Raw genomic sequence first — 341 nt, 5'->3', positions numbered from 1 at the left:
TCAGCCGCATCGCCGACCAGCTCGACCAGCGGCAGCAGATAGACCGGGTTGAACGGATGGGCGACGATCGCCCGTGCGCCCTGGCTGTTGAGTTCCGACGGCTTGAAGCCGGAGGTCGAGGAGCCGATGACCGCGCCTGGCGGAGCCAGCTCCGACAGGCTGCCCAGCACCTTGTGTTTCAACTCCAGCCGTTCCGGAACGCTCTCCTGCACCCAGTCCGCCCCGGCGGCCGCTGCCGCCAGATCGTCATGGAAGGTCAGTGCGCCTTCCGCCGGCAACAGCCGGTCATAGAGTGCAGGCAGGCTGCGGCGGGCATTGGCGATCACCTCGCCGATCTTGCG

Annotated in this window: 1 protein-coding gene; it reads right to left on the bottom strand. The window is 67.7% G+C overall.

Annotation, left to right across the window (positions count from 1 at the left end; translation table 11 throughout):
• The coding region (locus ABLQ08_RS32490; protein WP_352950922.1) for a 3-hydroxyacyl-CoA dehydrogenase NAD-binding domain-containing protein at nucleotides 1-341 on the bottom strand (341 nt) is incomplete at both ends.

The organism is Roseibium sp. SCP14, assembly GCF_040329475.1.
GTDB lineage: Bacteria > Pseudomonadota > Alphaproteobacteria > Rhizobiales > Stappiaceae > Roseibium.
The sequence above is the reverse complement of the archived record's forward strand: the minus strand, read 5'-3'. Positions and strand labels throughout refer to the sequence as shown.